Source organism: Melioribacteraceae bacterium, from assembly GCA_019638015.1.
Lineage (GTDB): Bacteria > Bacteroidota > Ignavibacteria > Ignavibacteriales > Melioribacteraceae > JAHBUP01.
In genome coordinates, this window is sequence record JAHBUP010000001.1 from 428,527 (window position 1) to 453,034 (window position 24,508).

Here is a 24,508-nt window from a genome sequence, read left to right on the forward strand (position 1 = left end):
AGTAAGAATGAATCAGAGCGAAGTAATTAAAATATTACTGATAGAAGATGAAGATTTTGATATGCGCCGGGTTGAAAATACTATTAAACCATTTAGCAATAGAATTAAAATTATAGATGTAGTTTCCGACGGCAAATCTGCACTTGAACTGCTGACATTAAATAAAAACGCATACCATGTAATAATAATGGATTATCAATTAGCGGGCGGTTTGAGGGGAGAACAGTTAATTAAAAAAATAAAGGATATTGATCAAACACTGCAGATAATTGTAATAACTAAAATGACAGTTAACATCGCTGATTATGCATTTGCACAGAATCTTATTGAAGCCGGGGCATTTTGGTACTGTACTAAATATCCTGGAGATATTGAAGATTATATTTATCAGCCGACCGATTTTATCATGTCGATAATTAACGCCTATGAACGGAAAAAATTGATGAAGGATAAGCAAAGATCAAATCAGAAACTGGACCGGAATATAGAAGAGATATTGTCAAGTAAAACTATAATTGGAAATTCTGAAGCTGTAAAAAGTTTGCGGGCTCAAATAGAAAAGTATGCGAACAGTCAAGCACCTATATTAATTACCGGCTCGAGCGGAACGGGAAAGGAATTAATCGCTTATAATTTACATTACACCGGCAAAAGAAAATATGAGAATTTTGTAGCAATCAACTGCGGCGGTATTCCTGATCAATTAATAGAAAGTGAATTATTCGGTTATGAAAAAGGCGCGTTTACTGGAGCCGATAAAAGTAAGCCCGGTTTATTTGAACAAGCTAATAATGGCACCGTATTTCTGGATGAAATTTCTGAATTGCCAATCACAGCTCAAGTTAAATTGCTCCGAGTTCTTCAGGAAGGTGAAGTTGAAAAATTAGGCAGAACCGAAAAAATAAAAGTAAATGTTCGCATAATTTCCGCTACAAATAGAAGTCTTGAAACCGAGGTAAAAGAAAAACGATTTCGCGAAGATCTATATTATAGGTTGAATGTTGTTCCGATACATGTACCTCTTTTATGCAATAGAAAAGAAGATATATTTTATTTAATTGATCATTTTATGAATCAATATGCAATTGATATGGGTAAAGAACCGCCAGTAATAACTGAAGAAGCTCTTAGTTATTTATCAAATTATGAATGGCCCGGAAATATTCGTGAATTAAAAAATCTTGTTCAGCGATTGCTCTTCTTCGATGAAAAAGTAATCGATTTCAGAATTATTGAAACCGCGCTTGGTAGAAAGATTAATGATCCAAATATTAATACTGCAGATGGCGTTAGTTTTAATAATCAAGATGGAATTCAATCATTAAAAAACATGGAAAGAAGTTTTCGTGAAAAGTATTTTAGATTTGTTCGCCAACGCTCGGAGTCGGATGCAGAAGCGGCAAAAAAACTTGGATTAGCTCCTCCGAATTATTCAAGAATGTGCAAAGAACTTGGATTAAGATAGTACACTTATCAAAATAATAACGAGGAGTTATAATTCTTATAACTCCTTTAAATTACACTCAACTGCAATCTATTAAAACTCTCAATAATCAATCATTTTAAACTCTTTAAAACTGGTATCGTTTTTGAAACGCATATCAGCCATCCAAAATATATGGGCATTACATGAATCAAAATTTTAATACTAAACTTATTTTAATCATTTCATTAGTCTGTTTTCATTGTTTCAATATTGTAAATGCACAAACAGCGACATTAGAATCATCACTTAAATTTATTGAAATAGCTGGAACGCAAGTTCCCTACCAAAACAATATTCCTCTTCCCACATTCGAAAAACAAAAAAAACGGGTTACAATTGATCTTGCCGGCGAGTGGAAAAAATTAAGATTCACCGCAAACGACAATTATTCGTTAGCAAAAAGAGATTTTACAGGAATTACAAATCTCGAAAATGAAGCAGCGAATAGACATCTTCCAGATTTTGATGATTCGTCATGGGAAACTAAAACTTTACCAGGTGTTGAGAATAAATTAAATGAAGCTACTAAAGCCCCCGAGTTTTATAATGATGGAATTTGGTATAGAAAAAAAATTGAGGTAGGTGCCGACTATAAAGACAGTTTTGTAAAACTAATGTTCTACTCGGTAAATTATGTTTGTGATGTTTGGGTAAATGGGAAGTATGCTGGTTACCATGAAGGGGGCTACACTCCTTTCGCGTTCAATATTTCATCTCTTCTAAATTATGGTTCATCCAATACTATTGCTATCCGTGTTGATAATATTGCGTGGAACTCTCGTAAAGATATTGTGCCTTATACAATCCCCGATTGGTTTAATTATGCCGGGGTAATTCATGATCTCTATCTTGAAATATCAAATCCGGTTAATGTAACCAGAGCAAATACCGTTACAAAAAGCATAGATGGAAATGTAGAGACATCAATTTATTTATATAATTCCGGGGAGGGATCTTCTCAAGTTAATGCAGTTATTAATGTATATGAAGCAGATATCAATGCCAACAATATTCAATCGGAATTTGCTGACGATATTTTGGGTAGTGAAGTATTCTTTTCCGGCGTTGCGCAGTCTCAAATAAGTATTGATAAAAACAGCAGTGCTGTTTGGAAGACAAATATTCAAATACCAAATCCCAAACTTTGGTCAATGAAATCCCCCGATCTATATATATTAAAAGTTACATTGAAAAATGGAGATGAAATTATTGATGAGTATTATACTCAGTTTGGTGTTAGAAAGGTTGAATTAAAGGATGGTAGATTTTTATTAAATAATAGAATTTGGTTTTTAACCGGAGCCGCACGGCATGAGGAGCATCCTTCTTATGGAAGAAGTGTGCCCAAACATATAATTTTTTCTGATCTTCAAACAATCAAAGATCTAAATGTTCTGTATCTCAGAACATCCCATTATCCAAATCATCCATATACTTATCTTATATCTGACCGGCTTGGTTTAGCCGTTATGGAAGAAATACCGGTTTATTGGTTTGATACGGCGGACGCGTGGAAAATACAGAATGAACAACGCAAAATACATTTGCAGATGTTCAGAGAAATGGCATTTAAAGATTTTAACCGCCCCTCTGTTATTATGTGGAGTGCCTCAAACGAATGCCTCGAAGTTCCGAACAGAAAAATATTTCACCAAATGGTGAGTGATGATATTAAAAACAATTATTTCGATGGAAGAATATTAACACAATCGGCGGCGGCCGATAGACCCGGCCCATCGGATGATTCACAAAATCCATTGGATGCCGCGGGATGGACAATGTATTTTGGAATATTTCATAAGTATAATGCTATACAGCCAAAACTCACCGAAGCATTTGGGGGAACATTTTCATTTTTAAATAATGCTAAAACCGCTTTCCCAAATAAACCTATTATTGCTACAGAATTTGGGTATTGGTCATCAGAAAATAATTCAAGTGAAAGCGATCAGACTTACATATTTAATGAAACATTCAGAGCATTTAAATTTCATGCGCCTTATAACGATGCCGGTCAACCCCAATCTTTAGGTAATTTATTTGGAATAACCTGGTGGTGTGTATTCGATTGGTATCAATATAAAACTAATGGATGGCAAACAATGGGTTTAATTTCAATGGATCGAAAAACCGTTAAGCCGGTTGCCACAGCATTAAAAAGTTCATATCTGCCCTATTTTAGTAAGGAAGGATTGTTGGTTGATATTAAAAATGATGATCAAAAGTTACCCACACAATTTAGTTTGGATCAGAATTATCCAAATCCCTTTAATCCGGAAACAACAATAAGTTATCAGCTCTCGGAAGCAAGTCATGTTAGTTTAAAAGTATATGATTTATTAGGAAGAGAAGTAATGGTTTTAGTAAATGAATTCAAACAACCGGGAGTTTATAATGTAAAATTCAAAATTAATAATGTAGAACAGAACTCTTCACACTATACTTTTACCCGCAATGGGCGGACAAGCTCTACACTATCTTCCGGCGTTTACTTTTACCGACTTGATGCCGGAAATTTTTCATCTGTTAAAAAAATGATTTTGATGAAGTGAGTTATAAAATTTATAAGTGATTAGTTATCAAATTAATAAGTGACCGGTACACCCCTCCTACATTTATTAGAAATCGCAATATTTTGAGAATGTTTAAAGTGGTATCATTTTTGACGAAATAACGCCCTATGAATAATTCCATCACATTTTTAGATGCTATAGTTTTGTTTCTCTTTGTGGTTGCTACTTTAGCAATCGGACTGTATGTCAAAAGTAGCGATAAAAATATCAAAGATTATTTTCTGGCCGGTCGGAAATTAGGATGGTTCGCAATTGGAATTTCTCTTTTTGCATCGAATATATCTAGTGAGCACTTTATTGGTCTCGCCGGTGGTGGAGCCTCCCGCGGATTGGCAGTTGCTCAATTTGAATTGATAGCAATCTTCTTTCTCGTTTTATTAGGATGGATTATTGTTCCTATTTATTGGCAGTCGGGTATCTCAACAATTCCACAGTTTATTGGTGAAAGATTCGACGCTTCCAACAGAAAATTTCTTTCCGGTTTATCCATATTCAGCTATATAGTAACAAAGGTATTGGTAACATTATTTGCCGGTGGAATTTTGCTCAATCACATTTTTGGATGGAGCATCTTTACCTCATCAATTTTAATAATATTAATTACCGGCATTTATACTTTAATAGGCGGCTTTTCTTCTGTAATAAGAACCCAAGTATTTCATGGAATACTTTTAATAGTTGGCGCCGTTTTGTTAACTGCGTTTGGATATGCTGAGGTTGGAGGTATTCAAGGATTAAGAGAAAAAATACCCGCTGAATTATTTCAAATGTTTAAATCTGCAGACGATCCCGATTTCCCCTGGACAGGGATTATTTTTGGAGCTCCAATTATTGCTTTCTGGTATTGGTGCGCTGATCATTATATGCTTCAGAGAATTCTATCTGCAAGATCGGTTGAAGATGCACGTACCGGAACAATTATAACTTCATTCTTAAAAATATTACCACTATTTATATTGGTTCTTCCCGGTTTGTTTGCAGTAGCACTTTTCCCCGGAATTAAAGGGGATGAAGCTTATCCGTTATTAGTATCTAGCGAAATTCTTCCAAGCGGAGTAAAAGGATTGGTGATAGCGGGATTTTTAGCCGCTATTATGTCATCACTTTCAACTTCATTTAACAGTATCGCTTCATTATATACTATCGATTTTTACCAGCCAAAACATCCGGATGCTTCAGAAGTTAAATTAGTTTTTATTGGAAGAATGGCAACCATAGCTGTCGTTTTTGTTATTGTGTTGATGGTGCCATTTATCAAATTGATGAATTCTCATATTTATCTGTTTCTTCAAAGCACACAAGCATTTATTAGCGCTCCCATTGCCGTTATATTTCTTTTCAGCTTCATTAATACAAAAGTAAGTGCTAAGAGCGCATTAATAGGTATGATAGTTGGTGAGGCAATTGGTCTATCACGATTTCTACTTGAATTATTTTATAACTCTGGTTTCACCTTGAATCCAATTTTCAACTCATTTGTAAGCATTAATTATCTCCACTTCACAATATTTTTATTTCTCTTTACCTCAGTACTTATTATGATTTTAAATTACGTGTTTCATGTTGGTAAGGAATTTTCAATTACTACACTAAAATTTAAATACAGCGGATTTTTTATTTCTATAAATAAAAATTTTATAAATACACAAAAGAGTATTAAACAAGCGTTATTCTCTTTTTTTATTCTTTTAGTGACTTTGAGTTTGTGGTACATGTTTGTTTAAAGATTATTCGGGAAATCTTAAAACAAAGGGCACTTAAATAATAGAACCAACTAAAATAATAGGAGGCATCATGAAAAAACTGCTAATAGCTATAGTACTAATGGTTACGGCTATTTCGGTTTCCGCACAAACCTACACATTCCAATCATTCGATAATTCTGTAAAAGATGGATGGTGGGATATGTCGCAAATTTATCAGAACCAGGGCTCGGCAACGGCTAAGCTAGATGTATCGGATTATACTGCCGATAAAAAAGAGGGGACCGGATCGCTCAAAATTGACTATTTAGTAGGCGCTGGTGATGGATGGGGAGGTTATGTTGTTCGTACCACTCCAAAACCATTGAATGTTACCTACGATCTTTCAGTAGGAAAACAATTAACTTTTTGGTACAAGGTAATTAAGCCTGTTGTTACATCACAGGGTGGTTCAATGGAATTTGAATTCAAACTAACAGACGCAAATGAAACCGGCGGTGAGGAAGATCGATTTTTCCGAAAAATGCCAGTAGATTTTGCTGATGCATCGGGTACGTGGAAACAAATTACTGTCGATATGAATATTGGATCTGATCCAACAGTATCTTGGGCTCCTCAAGCTCAAAATGGAGATGGAGAATTACAACTTCATAAAATTAATGTTCTCGAAATTGCACTTGTTTATATCACAACCGGTGGCGGAGTTAATACACCTACTGCTGCAGGAGAGATACTTATTGATGGTCTCGCTGTGGTTGGTGATAAATATGCTCCACCTCTCGATAATTTTGACGCAAGCGCTGCTTCATATGCATTTGATGATATGGGCTGGGCAGGCGCAGGTAAAGGAGAAGTTAAATTAACAGATGTAACAGATGATAAAATTGAAGGCGCCGGCGCATTGAAATTTGATTATACTGTTAATGCCTCTGAAGATTGGGGCGGCTATGTTAATTTTTCAAAAAATATCGCTAAACCTGAAAAATTTGAGGAAAGAACAGCATTAGTAGTTTGGATTAAAAATGTTACTCCTCATAAAGCCGCTAATCCTGGCAGGCTAAGTATGAGATTTAATGTAATCGAAAATAATACCGGCTCCGCTGATGAAGGCTGGGTTTGTATGGTTCCGATAGATTGGAGCAAAGCAACCGATTGGGTTAGAGTTTATATGCCATTGAGACAACGTCCTGCAGTTGAAGTTGGAACTGAAAAAATGTTCCCTTCAGATGGATTTGCTCAACCTTGGTGGGATGAAAAAGGGGACAAAACTTTTAACCCTGAAGCAATTAAAGGTATCAAAATTGAATTATCAGCTGAGGGTTTAACAGGTCCAACCGGCGGCGGAGTTAAAGGAGAAAAATTAACTGGTACAATCCTATTCGATATTATTCAACAATCTGGTTTCCAGTCTGCTGATAAACAAGCTCCTACTGCTCCAGCACTTGCAGTTGTAAAAGGTACTTATTCTAATTTGGTTACCTGGACTGACGTGGCTGGTGAATCAGAAGAAAAATATAATCTCTACTTCAGCACAAAACCAATTACAGATATCAATTCAACAGATGTATCAACTCTAAAATTAAATGTTGGTGAGAATGTTCAAGTGTTTGAACATCTTTTAAGATCACCTAAAGTTGACAGAGATGAAACTTACTATTACGCTATTACTTGCGCAGATAAAGCAGGCAACGTTTCTGACGCCGCAGTTTCAGGTGCTTTCGTCAACAAAGCAAAAGGAATTCCAACTATTGCACTGCAATCAGTAAACTTTAAAGCTGACGGAAAATTAGATGAATGGACAGGTATTACTCCTTTTGATATGTCACCATCTAAAGGTACAGCAACCATCGTTAATAATTTTGTTGTAACAGATGATAACGACTGCTCAGCAAAAGTGTATGTTGCTATAGATAACAATTATATCTATATCGCTTTTGATGTAACAGATGATGTGGTTTATGACGATCCAGGTTATTACACAAGAGGTAATTCATGGGCTCTTGACGCTACAGATTTAGAAATTGGGCTTTACAATGGAAATGAACATAAAATCCATACAGGATATATGAGAGGAGCCGCTCCAGATTACCATGTTCGTTTTAATAAATTAAGAGCAAGAAACGATCACTGGACAAGCGTTAAAGATTCTTTACTCTTACCTGGACCAAATTATTATTGGGGAGAAAAATTCCCATCAGGTTATGTTGTTGAAGCAAAAATAAGCTTGGATGATCTTGCAAATGTAAGAACTGATCCTGCTGCTGCAAAAGATCAAATTTATTTAAAGAAGGGTTACAAAATTCCTTTCGATCTAGTTATTAATGATAATGATGGTGGAACCAGCGGAGAAGATTGGCAAAATCGTCAAGGTATGATTAGCTGGGGACCATTCAATCAGGATGGCGGCTGGCAATATCCACAAAACTGGATGTACACTTGGTTGGGAGATGATGATGTTGTAACAACAGATCTTGATGAACAATTACCATTTGCTTACAACTTAGATCAAAACTATCCAAACCCATTCAATCCTGCTACTCAAATCAACTATTCAATTGCGAATGCCGGTTTAGTAACATTACGCGTTTATGATGTGCTGGGTCGTCAAGTAGCAGAATTAATTAACCGTTATCAAGATGCAGGCAGCTACAATGTTAATTTTAACGCATCAAAATTAACTTCAGGTATCTACTTCTATAAAATTGAAAGCGGATCTTTTGTACAAGTAAAGAAAATGATGTTAGTAAAATAATGCATTTACGGGCGCTCTAAATGGGCGCCCTTTATATTTACAATAAAAATTTTCAAGGAACGGATTATGTGTAAATCATTTTCTATGGAGAGATCAAAACGACCATATGCAATATTTTTATTTTTTCTGCTGTTTGGTGTTTCTAATATTTTCGCCGGAACTACAGGTAAAATTGCCGGTCGCGTAATAGATGCTGAAACCAGAGAGGCTTTAGTTGGCGTGAGTGTTCTTGTTGCCGGTACTAATTATGGGGCCGCTACCGATATCGAAGGAGATTTTTATATCAGCAATCTTGCGCCCGGTAAGTACACTTTAGTATTTAGCTCGGTAGGATATAATAAAGTTACCGTCGAAAATATTATGGTTAGGATCGATTTAACCACAAGAGTAGATGCCGAACTAACTTCAACCTCAGTTAACTTAAATGAAATTGTTGTTCAAGCACAGCAGCCATTAATTACGAAAGATCTTACTTCATCATCTGCCATTGTTACTTCAGATGAAATTAAATTGATGCCGGTAGAAAACCTTCATCAAGTAATTAATTTACAGGCTGGTGTTGTTAATGGTCACTTTAGAGGTGGAAGAAGAAATGAAGTTTCATATTTGGTTGATGGCGTAACTGTAACAGACGTATTCAACGGCGGTCTCTCGGTTGAAGTTGAAAACAGTTCAATTAGACAGATGGAAGTAATAAGCGGAACATTTAATGCCGAATATGGCCAAGCTATGTCGGGTATTGTTAATATTGTTACGCGGGATGGAACATCACGTTATGAGGGCTCAGTATCAGCCTACCTCGGAAATTATTTTACTACTCATACCGATATTTTTCAAAATGTAAATAAAGTTAATTTATCGGGACCGCGAGATGTGCAGCTAACACTGAGCGGGCCAACAAAAATTTTAAACAATCTTAACTTCTTTGTTACGGGCCGTTATTATAAAGACGACGGTTATATGTATGGTAGAAGAATTTATAATACCAACGACGATAGACCGGTTTTTCCAATTCCGGGAAATCAAGAAATTTGGATTGATAATCCAACCGGAGACAGCGCCTGGGTTCCAATGAATCCATACGAAAAAACCTCTATCAATGGTAAATTAACTTATACGCTTCCTGGATGGAAGTTTACATACAATATTTTTTGGGATGATAACTGGAGCAAGGGATACAGCCATGATTATAGATGGACCCCCGACGGAGTAAATAATAATTATAGAACTAACACAATTAATAATGTTCAGATTACTTATGCGCCTTCACAAAGTACTTTTGCCAGCTTAAAGTATTCATCTAATATTCATAAGTACTGGGGATATTTATACGAAGATGAATATGACTCACGTTATGTTGAACCTAACCAGGGCTCTCCTTATACAGGTTATACTTATAGGCATGGAGGAAATCAAACTGATAGATATAATAGATTTACTGTAAGCAATATTTTCCAATTTAATATTGAATCACAGGTATCAAAAGAACATAAGGTTAAATTTGGAGCAGAATTACGATTGCATGAACTTTATAATAGCTGGAAGACAATCAGAAATTTAACCGAAGGTCAGCTCGATTCTACGGGCAATGCAATATTTACACTTGGATATTCAGACCTTCACACAAAATTTAATATTGCCTACACCCGTAAGCCTTACGAAATATCGGCCTTCATTCAAGATAAGATGGAATATGATATCATGGTTATAAACGCCGGTGTACGTTTCGATTATTTTAATTCGAATACGAATCTGCCCGTTGATTTAAGAAATCCTCTTAATAATCCTAACTTTCCTTCTCCTAATGAAAAAAGAGATGCGGTTTCTGAATACCAGATTAGCCCCCGACTCGGAGTTTCATTTCCAATTTCTGATAAAGGAGCTATACATTTCAGCTATGGACATTTTTTCCAAATTCCATCATTCGAAAATTTATATAGTAATTACAGCTATATAATCGATCAAACTACAGCACTTTCCTCAACGGTAGGAAATCCGGAATTAAAAGCTCAAAAAACGGTTAAGTATGAACTTGGGTTGCAGCAAGTAATATTTCCCAATGTTTCAGTGGATCTCTCCGTTTATTATAGTGATATACGAAACTTGCTTGGCATGGAAATATTAAGAACTTACGAAGGTTTTTTATTTGGTCGTTATATAAATAGAGATTATGGAAATGTAAAAGGACTTATAGTAACATTAGACAGAAGATTCGCTGATTATTTTGCCGCTAAAGTAGATTACACATATCAAGTAGCTTCAGGTAATGCTTCCGATCCAATGCAAAACTATTATAATAATCAAGCTGATCCTCCGGTTGAAGCAAATAAAAAAGTTGTTCCTCTTTCATGGGATCAAACTCATACAGTAAATCTTTCCTTAACAATCGGCGATCCGTTCGATTGGACTGCGGGTTTAGTAATGAGTTACGGCAGTGGCGCTCCATATACCGAAGAGCCTCGATATACTAAAGGATTACGTTTCGAAAATCTTGGCAGAAAACCAAGTACGGTAAATGTTGATCTAAAAGCAAACAAGATATTCAAATTATTGGGATTAGATTTTAATGTTTACATGCTGGTATATAATCTATTTGATATTAAAAATGAATATGGCGTATCTGCTTCTACCGGAAGAGCTGGCGTTGATTTGAACACTCAATTTGCCGCCCCGGTTGTAGGAAACAATACAATTGAAGAATATCTTAAAAATCCGGCAGATTACTCCGCTCCGCGGCGAATCAACATCGGTTTTAATGTTAACTTCTAAATTTACAAGAGGAATGAATTCAGAAATTCGGAGTTTGGAATGAATAAAAATTTTTTGATGATATTAATTTTCTTCGTAGCGGCAAATATTGTTATGGCACAGAGTGCCGAGCAAATTCAAAAATATTTGCAGGAACCGCTTGGAGATAAAACTTACAGAAAAAAAGGTGTACTTGATGGTAATTTGGTAAGAACACTATTTTCGAATGATGGACAAATCGGTGCCTGGCCCGACCGTCCATCGGGAGAATGGCCCAAAGGAAGCGGTCATCAATATCTCGATGGATGTACTCCTATTATTACCGCTTCGGTGGTTGCGCCAATGAATAAACAAATAATTCATCCGGCTCAAACCTCATATCGTGAAGAGGTTGATTTTAATCCCTCAACAAATGAATTATGGGTAATGGAACCGGTACCCGGTTATGCGCATCCTGAATCGGAGCAACCTGCAATAAGTACTAAACCTAAAACATGGCCATTAAATTGGCCCCGCTCTCTACCAAACATTGATCCTACCTGGGATGGATATTGGTTTGGATATTTTGGAAGAGGTGTTCAAAATGCTGATGTGGAAACATTTTATGTGATGGATGATTCACGCGATATGGAATTTGTTAGACCTCCTTATCAATATCAGCCAATAGCGGCATATCCGGAAAGAGGTGGTTTAGGAATTCGTGAAGAAGTTCGAGGATTTCAATGGTCGCATGTTCTCGCAGAAGATATAATTTTTTGGCACTACGATATAGTTAACCTGGCTGATGCAAATTATGATACTACTTACTTTGGTTTTTATGCAGATACCGGTGTTGGTGGTGTTGATGATAACGGTGATGATAATGCTTCATACGATACAAAACTCGATCTTGCATATGCATTTGATGCCGACGGAATTGCACCTCCCGGAAACTGGAAGACCGGTTATGTCGGCTACGCATTTCTCGAGTCTCCAGGCAATGGGTTCAACAATTTTGATGATGACGAAGATGGAATGGTAGATGAAAGGCGTGATGATGGAATTGATAATGATGGTGATTGGGTTGGGTATTTAGATGTTAATGGAAATGGTAAATGGGACGCTGCTGAAAATGAACCCTTAAATGACGATTTGGGAAAAGATGGCGTTGGACCATTTGATATACAGTATGCGGGACCCGATGAAGGTGAGGGAGATGGAAAACCAACTCCTGGTGAACCAAATTTTGACGCTACTGATAAAGATGAATCGGATCAAATTGGTTTAACAAGTTTGGTAATTGAGAGATTATCGAATAAAGGACCTAATGCAATCTGGCCTAAGAATGATGATGTTATTTGGAGAAAAATGAGTTATGGAAGTTTTGATACTTCATTAACTAAATCGAATATTCAAATCCTTTTCGGTTCCGGTCCTTTTCCTCTTAAGAAATATAGAAGAGAAAGATTCTCTGTTGCGTTAGTATTTGGAAGTGATTATGAGGATATGGTATTCAATAAAGAAACAGTGCAAGCTATCTATAATGCAAATTATAATTTTTCAAAACCTCCTCTTAAACCAACATTAACAGCAATTCCCGGAGATAAAAAAGTATTTCTTTATTGGGATGATTTAGCAGAAAAAAGTTATGATAATTTCTTGAGAAGATTTGATTTTGAGGGCTATCTATTATATAGAAGTCAAGAACCGGAATTTAATGACATAAAAGTAATTACCGACTCAAAAGGAGAAACTAAATATTGGAAACCGATTGCGCAATTTGACTTAAAGAATGGGATTAAAGGTCCGGATCCGATCGGAATCAATGGTTCACATTTTTGGAGAGGAAGCGACAGTGGATTACAGCATTCATATGTAGATTCATCAGTTACGAATGGTTCTACTTATTACTATGCTTTAGTTGCTTATGATCAGGGTGATCCTAACTATGGTACAAAAGGATTAATTCCAACAGAAACTACTAAAATTATTACTCAAGACTACTCCGGTTCAATTCGTTTCGTAGATATAAATTGTGCGGTTATTGTTCCAAATGCCCCATCTGCGGGTTATAAACCACCGCAGATAAGTGGTAATCTTACAAAAGTAAAAGAGGGAATTGGATCTGGCAAAATGAATTTAGTTGTACTTGATCCAAGAGAAGTAAAAGAAAATGCTGTTTATAAAGTAACGTTTAATTCTTCGGGTACATTCCCTGCTTACAAAACCACCTCATATAATTTAACGAGAACGATGAATGGGCAAACTGAATCCATCTTTGGAATTGTTGATACTTCAGCTTTTCTCAAAGGTCAATTTAGTTCACCATTTGATGGATTGGTCTTATCTGTAAATGCAGATACTTCGGGAGCGATAAAAGAAAAGGGATGGGTAACTGGTTACAGTAACGTTGATATGATAGTAGCTCCGGATAAAAGTTCTCCACAGCGAAATGTAACATGGCCAAATGATTATGAATTAGTATGGCTTCCGGCCGGTGAATTCTATACTACACCATTTCAACGATTCGCATCTCCGGTTAAAGCTCGAAATATTACAACCGGGCTTGCCGCCGATCTTGAAGTGTTTGATAACAATGGTGATGGATTATTAACCTTAGGTGATGATTTAGTGATTATTGAATATGTAGGTACACAATTCAGATTAACATGGCGAATTCAGTACCGCATTCCAGCCGCGCCAGTATTTGCCACTCCGCGCCCAGGTGATGTATTCAGGTTTGTAACTTCGAAACCATTTAAGGAAGGTGACTTTTTCGAATTTAGTACTAAAGGTGCATTTGTTGATCAAGAACTAGCTAAAACTGAAATGTCGAAAATAGCTGTTGTTCCTAATCCCTACATCAGCGCAAATGCATGGGAAAAACGAAATCTTAACCAGACCGGTCGTGGCGAAAGAAGAATTGATTTTATTCATCTGCCTACTATGTGTACAATAAGAATATACACTATTACTGGAGCACTAATTAAAACACTCGAAAAAACTACCGGAACAAGTGATGGTACTGTATCATGGAATCTAGTATCTGAAGATGGAATGGATATAGCTTATGGACTTTATGTCTATCATGTTGATGCCCCGGGTGTAGGTGAACACATCGGTAAATTTGCGATAATTAAATAGCGGCGGAGCGATATCATGAAAAAATTAAATATAATATTACTTATAATCTTTACCGCTTCATTTATTGAAGCTCAAGATTTTGTTTCGAATGTTTCTAAAAGGGCAACTACCGCCGCACCATTTTTATCAATTGGACAAGGTGCACGGGCTACTTCTATGGGAAGCGCCTTTGTTGCTGTTGCCGATGACCCCAGCGCAATATTTTGGAATCCCGCGGGATTAGCTAAAGTTCAGGGGGGCGCGGCTTCATTTGATCATACTAAATGGGTTGCCGATATTAATTATAATTTTATGGCGGCTAATTATAATTTGGGAGACTATGGCGCACTCGGCGTTAGTTTTCTTACCTCGGCTATAGATGAAATGACAGTCAGAACTATTGAAAATCCAGAAGGAACCGGTGAAACATTCGGAGTTACTGATGCTATGTTTTCTGTTTCTTATGCAATCAATTTAACCGATAATTTTTCAATCGGTTTTAATCCCAAATTTGTAATGCAGAAAATTTGGCGTACTTCAGCCACCGCTTTTGCATTAGACTTGGGCGTTTTATACCGCACTCCGTTTGATGGAATAATGCTGGGAATGTCAATTTCTAACTTTGGTACTAAAATGAAAATGACAGGTAATACTGCATTAGTTCTCTACGATCCCGATCCAAACAGCACGGGAAATAATAATCAGATACCTGCAATACTTCAAACCGATGAGTGGGAATTGCCATTAAATTTTAGAGTTGGTATTTCTTATGAACCAATAAAAACAGATATGCACAAACTATTGGTCGCTGTTGATGCACTGCATCCTGCTGATGATTATGAAAGCATTAACATTGGAACTGAATATGGTTTTAATGACATCTTCTTTATAAGAGGGGGATTTAAATCATTATTTCTAAAGGATTCTGAAGAATCATTTACTGCCGGTGCCGGAATTAAACAGAGATTCTTCGGTAATGTTGCCGTTCGGATTGATTATTCGTATGGTAGTTTTGGCAGACTCACAAACGTTCAGAAGTTTACTGTAGGTGTAGAGTTCTGATATTTCAGTAATTAAAGGCCTCCTCTTAATTACTGATTTGCGGGGTGAGTTAATGCTCACCCCTTTCTTTAAAAAAGTAAAGGAATTGTTTGATGATCAAAAATTCGATTCGACTAATCTTAACCCTTCTATTAACCAGTCAAATTATTTTAGCCAAAAATTATAAAGGTGGCGAATATAGAACTAAAGAAGCTTTTCTTTATGGGCGATTTGAATCAAGTTTTAAAGCTCCAGGTAAAGAGGGAACTCTTGGCACTATGTTTACTTACTTTGACGGCTCTCCTTCAGATCCATGGTCGCAAGGTAAATGGAATGAGATTGATGTTGAAATAATGGGGAGATATAATAATGATGTGCAGTTTAATACAATCACTCCCGGACAAATAAATCATGTTCGGCATCAGTATGTAGATTTTAATCCCGCTTTAGATTATCACACATACGCATTTGAGTGGACTCCCGATTACATAGCCTATTTTATTGATGGAGTTGAAGTTTATAGGCAAACTGAAGATTTTGTTAGAACCGTAAATAGAGCACAAAAATTAATGTTTAACATGTGGATACCAAATTACCCTAACTGGGCAGGGGTTTGGAATGACCAGGTGTTACCTGCATTTACCTATTATGATTGGACTGCATATTACAAATACACCCCTGGTAAAGGAAATTACGGTTCTGATAATAATTTTACTTTTGAATGGAAAGATGATTTTGATTTTTTTGATGAGAACAGGTGGGCAAAAGCTACTCATACCTTTGAAGGTAATAATGTTGATTTTGTGCCTGAAAATATTGTTTTCGAAAATGGGAAAATGATAATTAGTTTGACTTCACCTAATGAACTTGGCTATTACGATAAACGCCCTCCTTCAATTATATCTGTCCGCGCACTTAATGAATTTACACTACATGTTTTTTTCTCTGAAGAAGTTGAGAAAACATCGGCTGAATCTGCTTCAAGATATTTAATGGGAGGAGCACCCCCAATAAAAAAAGCAACCCTTTTAAGTGATAATAGAACTGTTGAATTGCAAGTAGAGAAGTTAAATTTAAATTCTCTACCAGCTTTAATTGTATTAAGTGGTATTAAAGATCGATTCGTACCTGCAAATATGGCGTCAAATTTATCCAAATCAATAATTACCACTCCTCAATATAAATTTCCGTTAAAGATTAATGTTGGTGGAAATAGGTTTAATGATTTTATTCCAGATATAGAATTTAAAACCGACACTTCTAATTATGGTTATATGGAAGGATCGAAAGGAGGACCCTTTAGTTTGCCAATAGCTAAGACTGATGATGATGTGGTTTTTCAAAGTGAAATTAATGGAATGGCAAAATATGTGGTGCGGATACCGAATGGTACTTATCGTGTTCAACTTCTTTTTGCGGAAAATCATTTTACACAAAACGGGCAAAGAATATTTGATGTTTATGTACAAGGGAAAAAAGAGTTAACTAAATTTGATATTACCAAAGAAACCGGAATTAGATCGGCTATCATTAAAACAATTGATAATGTAAATGTAGAAAACCATTTGCTTGATATTCATTTCTCGGCTTGGGTCCAGCGTCCACTATTAAATGGAATTATAATAGAACAGATAACTACCGGTGTAGAAGATCACTCAACAATTCCTAAACAATATGAACTAATGCAGAATTTTCCGAATCCCTTTAACCCCGATACTGTTATTAGTTATAAAATTTCAGAGCCAAGTCATATACGATTAAAAATATACGATCTACTTGGAAAAGAAATAAAAGTTTTAGTTGATGAATTCAAACAGCCCGGATTATATAACTCCCAATTTTCTACCTTTAATACAAAAGGTGCTCAACTATCGTCAGGCATTTATTTCTACGAACTTACTGCCGGAAATTTTTCACAGACAAAAAAAATGGTATTGGCAAAATAATATTCATGAATTCTTAAGATGGAAAATATTAATGAAAGTTTTTCATAATTGGTTGATTTATTGTTCAATAAGTATTGTTCTGATATTCATAAATACAAATAGTGTTTATTCGCAGACACTTGATGATAAGATTGATGAGCTTATTTCTAAAATGACATTAGAAGAAAAAGTAAAACAACTTCATCAAGAAGGTTCATTTAATACCGCCGACAATAAACGATTAAAAATTCCTGGCTTTAAAATGGCCGATGGACCTCATGGTGTTCGAAATGGGTTTGCAACTTCATTCCCTGTTGGTTCGGGAATAGCCGCAACTTGGGACAGCGAATTAATTTATAGAGTAGGAGTTGCCTTAGGAAAAGAGTTTCATGGTAAAGGCATTCACCAAGCATTAGGTCCATGTTTAGATTTAACACTTGATCCAAGAAATGGACGCTCCCCCGAAACAACTAGTGAAGATCCATTTTTAAATGGAAAAATTAATACATCAATGGTTCAGGGAATTCAATCAACACCTGTACTTGCTACAATAAAACATTTTTATACAGAATATCGTCAGGTTGGGAGAACTACAAATAACTACACTCTATCGCAGAGAAATTTACTTGAACATCATGGACTTCAATTCAGAGAAGCAATTCAAATCGGCGGCGCATTTAGTGTAATGAACTCATATAATTTGATTAATAATTTTAAAGCCGCCGAAAGTTCAACTTTACTTACAACCGATTTAAGGAAAAAATGGGGCTTTCCATTTTATGTTGTTTCTGATTGGGTGTCAATTAACAGTGCAGAAAAGGCTATTAAAGCTGGCTGCGAAATTGAGATGGGCTCAATTTTATATCAGGATGCTAACAGCGGGTTATTGGCACTAGTTAATAAAGGGATTGTTGATACTACCGTAATTAATGAGGCGGTGCGAAGGGTTTTAAGAACAAAATTTCTATCTGGCATGATCGGGCATTATCCTCAAGGAAATCCATTAGATGTAAACAGTTTCGCTCATCAATCTCTTGCCTTGGAAGCGGGTAAAAAAGGTTTAGTGCTTCTTAAAAATGATGGTAAAATTCTTCCTCTCAATAAATCATTAATAAAAAAAATTGCGGTCATTGGTCCTAATGCGGCAGTGATGCAAACAGATGGTTCAGGCAGCAGCTGGGTTGATCCATTCTATAAAATTTCACCCAAAGAGGGAATTGAAAAATATATTGATCCTAAAAATGTTTTATATGCTAAGGGGTGTGAAATTAGCGGGACTGTTTTTTCGTCAGATGTAAACCAAGCAATCGCGTATGCAAGTGAAGCCGATGTTGTAATTTTCTTTGGTGGACTGGATCCTTCGCAAGAGGGAGAAGGTTTTGATAGAGCTAATAATTCCATAGAACTTCCTGGCAAGCAGAGAGATTTAATTAAACTAATTACTGCAGTTAATAAAAATTTAATTGTTGTGTTAATCAGCGGCGGCATTTGTACTGCAACTCCATTTATCAATGATATAAAAGGATTGATATATGGTTTTTATCCTGGACAGGAAGGAGGAAATGCAATAGCTCAGGTGATATTCGGTGATTATAACCCAAGCGGAAAACTTCCAGTTACTATGCCAAAAAATGATTCTCAACTCCCGAATAGAAATTCTAACAACCTTGATGAATTATTTGGCGGGGGGTATAGATGGTTCGATAAGAATAATCATATTCCTCAATATGCATTTGGTTATGGATTAAGCTACACATCATTTGAGTTTAGTAACTTTTCAACATCCCATTCAAATTGGTTCTTTGCAGAAGAAATAGTTAAAATAAGTGTGGATGTAACAAATACCGGTTCGGTTGCCGGAGAAGAGGTAGTTCAGCTATATATTGGTGCAAGTACAGGATTTGTGAGCCGCAACGTAAAAGACTTGAAAGGATTTAAAAAAGTTTATCTTGAGCCGGGTGAAACTAAAAAAGTTACTTTTGAAATTGGTCCAAATGAACTTTACTATTATAGTTCACAAAAGCAAAGTCATGAGTTGGATCCCGGTACGTACACTTTTTTTGTGGGGAATTCATCTGATAATTTAATTTATAGCAAAAAATTAGATTTACGCCCTCATCCACCTCTGCCCGATCTGCAAATTGCAAATATCTATACAGTTCCCCGTTATCCACTTGAGGGTGAAAAAGTAATTTTTCTAGCGACTGTTATAAATTATGGAACAGGTCCAAGTCCAAACGCAATTTTTCATGAAGTTAGTTTTAAAGTAAATGGGAAAACTGTAAGCCGATCTTTTATAAGTGCTGATTCAATTCCTAAAGCGGGTATGGTTTTACTTAATGGAAATATTGGCGGAATTGATAATGCAAATAATTATTGGGTTGCCGAATCTCCCGGCACATATACAATTGAAGCAATTGTAGATGAAGTTTCTGCAATACAAGAGACTATTGAAAACAATAATTCAAAATCAGTTCAACTGCAAGTATATAATAATCCAGCACAAAATCTCGCGTTCGAAAAAGCTGTAAAAACAAGTTCAATAGAGTCATTTGATTATATTGCACAAAATGCCGTTGATGGAGAATACAATACGCGCTGGTCATCCAAATTTACCGATCCCCAATATTTGACAGTCGATCTTGGCTCAATTCAAAAGTTTAATCAAATAAGAATTACCTGGGAAACTGCATACGGAAAAGAATACATAATTGAAGTCTCTGATGATGAAGTTAATTGGAGGCAGATTGTAAATCAATCAAACGGATTTGGAAATATCGAATTGTGGAAAGTTAACGGGGAAGGAAGATATATAAAATTAACCGGAACTAAGAGAGCAACTGAGTATGGTTACTCAATTTATGAGTTCGAAGTTTTTTATGATTTGACTACTGATATTCGAGAGGATGATCAGTCGGTAATATTAGATTATAAATTAGAGCAAAACTATCCTAATCCCTTTAATCCGGTAACAATTATAAAATACTCAATTCCATCAGGCAATAAGAATGAACCGGGAGTTGTTTCATTAAAGATATTTGATGTGCTCGGTCGAGAAGTTGCAATACTCGTAAATGAAAATAAAGCACCAGGAGTTTATGAAGTTCAATTTGACGGAAGCAATTTTTCGAGTGGAGTGTATTTTTATAGACTCCAATATGGACGCAATGCTCAAGTGAAAAAATTAGTATTGATGAAGTAATTATCATTTTAATAACCGTTCTTATGAAATTAATAATTGAAAAGTTTTTTGCTAATCTGAGTTGATTGAAAAAGAAGTTTAGCAAGTTAAATAAGTTTATTTGCGCGGTAGTCTTTTGTTAATAAAGGCATAGTAATTGCATGAAATTGGTGCGATTAATTTCTAGAAAAATATAATAATTACAAAAAGCGGAGACTTAAATGGCTTCAATATCCCCCGGTACATCAGCATTATCCAGTAAATCGAACGATGAACAATCCTATGGATTTGCCCTTACAGTATTAACCTCATTGTTCTTTATTTGGGGATTCATAACCTGCTTGAATGATATATTAATACCACATTTAAAAGCAGTTTTTACTCTAAACTATACTCAAGTAATGCTCATTCAATTTAGTTTTTTTACTGCGTATGCGGTAGTGTCGCTTCCCTCAGGTATGCTTGTTGAAAAAATTGGTTATAAAAATGGAATAGTAATTGGATTGATTACTGCCGGAGTTGGTTGTTTATTGTTTTACCCGGCTGCGGGAAATCAATCATATTTAATGTTTTTAGTAGCTCTGTTTATTCTTGCCAGCGGAATTACATTATTACAGGTTGCGGCTAATCCTTATGTTGCAATTCTTGGCAAACCAACAACAGCATCAAGCAGATTAAATTTAACTCAAGCGTTTAACTCATTAGGGACAACAATAGCACCATTATTTGGGTCTTTATTAATTTTATCACTCGCAGTTAAAACTGTTGAAGAAATGAAAAGCATGAGTGCCGCTGATATATCGGCATATAAACTTGCTGAGGCAAGCGCGGTTCAAGCGCCATATTTAGGATTAGCTGCTGTGCTTTTCGTTATTGCGGCTCTCTTCGCTGTTATTAAGTTGCCTGTAATTGAAGCACAAGAGTCCTCAGAAAAATCGGATGACGGACAAAACTTTCACGATATGCATAAAAGCGCGTGGGGTTATAAACATTTGATTTTAGGAGCAATTGGAATATTTGTTTATGTAGGAGGAGAAGTTTCAATCGGCTCATTTTTAGTGAATTATTTTAATGAAATTTTGCAAATGGAGGAAGCGGAAGCCGCTAAATATATTATGCTGTACTGGGGCGGAGCAATGGTGGGTAGATTTTTCGGCTCCATAACTCTATCCGAAATGGATAATAATAAAAAGAAAAATTTCTATTTATCATTAGTGTTTGTTCTAGCACTTGTACTCGCGTTATATGTTACCAAAGAATATGAGAACATTTCAACTTTTTCATTAAGTGGATTTGGAAAAACATTAACATTTTTACTGTTGGTTGGTCTTAATTTTATTGCTTTTAATCTTGGTAAAAGAAAACCAAATAGAACCCTTACAATACTAGCTCTATTTGCCGCGGCGCTGGTTTTAGTTTCAATGCTTTCGGGAGGACAAGTAGCGCTCTGGAGCATATTAGCAGTGGGATTATTTAACTCAATTATGTTCCCAACAATTTTTACTCTAGCAATTGATAAGTTGGGAAAACATACGGGTCAAGCATCGGGCATATTATGTACAGCAATAGTTGGTGGTGCTCTTATACCAGTACTACAAGGATTTTTTGCTGATAATATTGGAATTCAGCACGCTTTCTTTATTCCTGTTCTTTGTTATTTATATATAGCTTATTATGGCTTCAAAGGTTACAAACCAGTTTTATCAAACTGAAATAATTATATAGTAAAGTGAAATACTCAAAACGAAATAAAGGTGAAAAATGAAAAAACTAATTTTTTTCTTAATGGTCTTTAGTATTACAGTAACAGCTCAGAAAAAAAGTCTGGAGCAAAGAGTTGATTCAGTATTGGCTTTAATGAATCTATCGGAAAAGGTTGGTCAGCTTGTTCAATATAGTGGAGGTTGGGCTACTGGAGCCGCAACTGCAAGACCCTCTGAAGGAAGCGATGAATTAATTCGTAAAGGAAGAGTAGGATCATTTCTAAACGTAACTGGTGCCGAAGCTACAAGAAAGTTTCAAAAAATTGCAATCGAAGAATCCCGATTAAAAATTCCCTTAATTTTTGGTTTGGATGTAATACACGGCTTTCGTTCAACATTCCCGGTACCAATCGCAGAAGCATGTTCTTGGAATCCATCATTGATCGAAAAATCAACTCGCTGGCAGGCAATCGAAGCTTCGTCGGCTGGTATCCATTGGACATTTAACCCGATGGTTGATATCGCCCGTGACGCGCGCTGGGGCAGAATAATGGAGGGAAGTGGTGAAGACCCATATCTCGGATCATTAATGGCAGCAGCAAGAGTTCGTGGATATCAAGGAAATGATTTATCTGCAAATAATACTCTTCTTGCGTGTGTAAAACATTACGCCGCTTATGGCGCTGCTGAAGGCGGAAGGGATTACAATACTGTTGACCTGTCAGAAAGAAATTTACGCGACTATTATCTTCCTCCTTTTAAAGCAGCAGTTGAAGCCGGAGTTGGTTCACTAATGGCTTCTTTTAATGATATTGCCGGAGTACCAGCATCGGCCAGCAAATTTTTAATGACAAAAGTGCTGCGTGATGAATGGAAAAGTGATGCGTTTGTAGTTAGCGATTGGAATTCTATTGGTGAATTAATTCCACATGGTGTTGCGGCAAATTTAGAAGAAGCCGCCCTACTCGGAATTCACGCGACTGTTGATATGGATATGGAAGCAAATGCATATTATCGTCATCTCGAGAATTTGGTTAATGCCGGCAAAGTTGATATTAAACTTGTTGATGACGCTGTTCGCCGTGTTTTACTAGGTAAATTTAGACTTGGATTATTTGATGATCCATATAAATATTGTGATACCGAACTCGAGGCAAAAACTCAACTAAACAAAGATATAGTTGCCGCTACAAAAGAAGTTGCTCTCGAAACATTTGTCCTACTAAAAAATGAAAAGAATACTTTACCTCTAAAAAAATCTATTAAAAGCATTGCGGTTATTGGTCCGCTAGCTGATTCAAAAGTAGATCCTCTTGGCGGCTGGGAAGCTCTCGGCGATCCCAAAAATGTTGTTACTGTATTGGAAGGTATTAAATCTAAATTAGGCAGTAAGGTAAAAATAAACTATTCTGAAGGGTGCAAAATTGATGATTCTGATAGGAGTAAATTTAGTGAAGCAATAAAATTTGCGCAGGAATCGGATGCAATTGTAGTTGTTGTTGGCGAAGCAAAAACAATGTCGGGCGAAGCACATAACCGTTCAAACATTAATTTACCCGGCGTACAAGAAGATATGATTAAAGAAATTAATAAAATTGGTAAACCTGTAGTTGTAGTTTTAATGAATGGCAGACCCTTAACTATTCCTTGGCTTCATAATAATGTAGCCGCAATACTTGAAGCATGGTTTGGTGGAATACAAACCGGTAATGCGATAGCCGATGTTTTATTCGGTGATTATAATCCTAATGGAAAACTGGTAACATCATTCCCCCGTTCCGTTGGGCAAATTCCAATATATTATAATCATAAAAATACCGGCAGACCATACAACCCAAAAGATAAGTTTACATCTTCTTATTTAGATTTAGAGGTTACTCCTCTTTATCCATTCGGATACGGTTTAAGCTATACAACTTTTGAATATTCTGATCCGGTATTAAGTAAAACTGAAATCAAAAAAGATGAGTCATTAAAAATATCAGTGCAAATTAAAAATACCGGTTCTATTAAGGGCGCTGAAGTTGCTCAGCTTTATATTCGCGATTTAGTGGGTAGCGTTACTCGTCCGGTAAAAGAATTAAAAGACTTTGCAAAAGTGTGGATTGAGCCGGGTGAAACAAAAACTGTTGAATTTACACTTACTCCGGAAAAATTAAAATTTTACGACATTAATATGAATCATGTTGTTGAACCGGGTGACTTTAAAGTATTTGTTGGTACAAACTCTGTAGATGTGAAAGAAGCTTCTTTTAAGGTAGTTGATTAGTATTTTAATTTGCATTAGGCGAAGT

10 protein-coding genes and 1 pseudogene are annotated in these 24,508 nt (G+C 36.0%); all 11 read left to right on the forward strand.

Annotation, left to right across the window (positions count from 1 at the left end; all coding sequences use genetic code 11):
* The first annotated feature begins 7 nt into the window (after positions 1-7).
* The 11 genes and pseudogenes from KF816_01890 (at position 8) to bglX (ending at position 24,483) form a co-directional block, all read left to right on the forward strand.
* Entirely contained in the window at positions 8-1,465 is a 1,458-nt protein-coding gene (locus KF816_01890; GenBank protein ID MBX3006756.1) for a sigma-54-dependent Fis family transcriptional regulator, read from the forward strand.
* Between the two features lie 164 nt (positions 1,466-1,629).
* Positions 1,630-4,038, forward strand: coding sequence for a beta galactosidase jelly roll domain-containing protein (locus KF816_01895; GenBank protein ID MBX3006757.1), 2,409 nt, complete (start codon positions 1,630-1,632; stop codon positions 4,036-4,038).
* Positions 4,039-4,166: 128 nt separating this feature from the next.
* Positions 4,167-5,783: a sodium/solute symporter gene (locus KF816_01900; protein MBX3006758.1), complete on the forward strand. Its 1,617-nt coding sequence runs from the start codon at positions 4,167-4,169 to the stop codon at positions 5,781-5,783.
* Positions 5,784-5,853: 70 nt separating this feature from the next.
* Positions 5,854-8,514, forward strand: a complete 2,661-nt coding sequence (locus KF816_01905; GenBank protein ID MBX3006759.1) for a T9SS type A sorting domain-containing protein — start codon at positions 5,854-5,856, stop codon at positions 8,512-8,514.
* 66 nt (positions 8,515-8,580) lie between these two features.
* Entirely contained in the window at positions 8,581-11,283 is a 2,703-nt protein-coding gene (locus KF816_01910; protein ID MBX3006760.1) for a TonB-dependent receptor, read from the forward strand.
* 39 nt (positions 11,284-11,322) lie between these two features.
* Positions 11,323-14,385, forward strand: a complete 3,063-nt coding sequence (locus KF816_01915; protein ID MBX3006761.1) for a hypothetical protein — start codon at positions 11,323-11,325, stop codon at positions 14,383-14,385.
* A 15-nt stretch (positions 14,386-14,400) separates the two neighbouring features.
* A complete protein-coding gene (locus KF816_01920; GenBank protein MBX3006762.1) occupies positions 14,401-15,426 on the forward strand; it encodes a PorV/PorQ family protein in 1,026 nt (341 codons plus the stop codon).
* Positions 15,427-15,518: 92 nt separating this feature from the next.
* Complete coding sequence (locus tag KF816_01925; protein ID MBX3006763.1) at positions 15,519-17,351, forward strand: family 16 glycosylhydrolase; 1,833 nt, start codon at positions 15,519-15,521, stop codon at positions 17,349-17,351.
* Between the two features lie 31 nt (positions 17,352-17,382).
* A complete protein-coding gene (locus tag KF816_01930) occupies positions 17,383-20,532 on the forward strand; it encodes a glycoside hydrolase family 3 C-terminal domain-containing protein (protein ID MBX3006764.1) in 3,150 nt (1,049 codons plus the stop codon).
* Between the two features lie 200 nt (positions 20,533-20,732).
* Positions 20,733-21,671: pseudogene (locus KF816_01935) on the forward strand (sugar MFS transporter).
* 601 nt (positions 21,672-22,272) lie between these two features.
* Positions 22,273-24,483, forward strand: a complete 2,211-nt coding sequence (bglX, locus tag KF816_01940) for a beta-glucosidase BglX (protein MBX3006765.1) — start codon at positions 22,273-22,275, stop codon at positions 24,481-24,483.
* Positions 24,484-24,508 lie beyond the last annotated feature (25 nt).